Origin of the sequence: Pseudoxanthomonas japonensis (genome assembly GCF_010093445.1) — a bacterium.
Classification (GTDB): domain Bacteria; phylum Pseudomonadota; class Gammaproteobacteria; order Xanthomonadales; family Xanthomonadaceae; genus Pseudoxanthomonas_A; species Pseudoxanthomonas_A japonensis.
Window position 1 is genome coordinate 1 of the sequence record NZ_PDWW01000066.1, and the last position, 568, is coordinate 568.

The following is a 568-nucleotide window of genomic DNA, read 5'->3' on the forward strand; positions in this document are numbered from 1 at the left end:
ACGCGGCGGCGAGCACACGTGGTAGTCGACACAGCGCGTGCGGACGAGTCTCGCGCAGGAGTATGGCAAGGAGGAGTTCAGCAAAAGGAATAGGGTGGTAAGAAGAAGAGAAGAAAACGGAAGGGAGGGGAGGAGAGAGAGTGTAAGGAAAAATAGCGAAGGGAGGGAGAGAAAGAAATAGCAAGGTTGAGTCATAATGCGAGGTGGCGGAGAGTGCGAATGGCGGAGAGAAAAGGGAAGAGAAAGGAAGAGAAAAAAGGAAAGAAAAGAAGAAGAAGGGGAACAGGGAAAGAGTAATGGGGGGGGAGAATGGGGAGAGGATGTGGGAAGAAAGAGTAGAGGAAGAGGAAGGGGGGAAGAGAGAAGAAGGAGAAAAGGGGAAGAGAGGAGGGAGAGATAAACAACAGAGGAAAGGAGGGAAAGAAAGAAGGGAGGAGAAAGAGAAAAGAGAGAAAGGAAAAAGGAAGAAAGAGGAGAAGAAAAAAAGAAAGGAGACAAAGGAGAAAAACGAAAAAAGGAAGGAGGAGAGGGAGAGAGGGGAAAAAAGAAAAGGAGAGAAAGAGAGAGG

Annotated in this window: 1 protein-coding gene; it reads left to right on the plus strand. The window is 48.4% G+C overall.

Annotated elements, in window-relative coordinates; all coding sequences use genetic code 11:
• Positions 1–203: 203 nt before the first annotated feature.
• On the plus strand, positions 204–568 hold a 365-nt coding region (locus tag CSC78_RS18790), incomplete at its 3' end, for a hypothetical protein (RefSeq protein ID WP_202924227.1).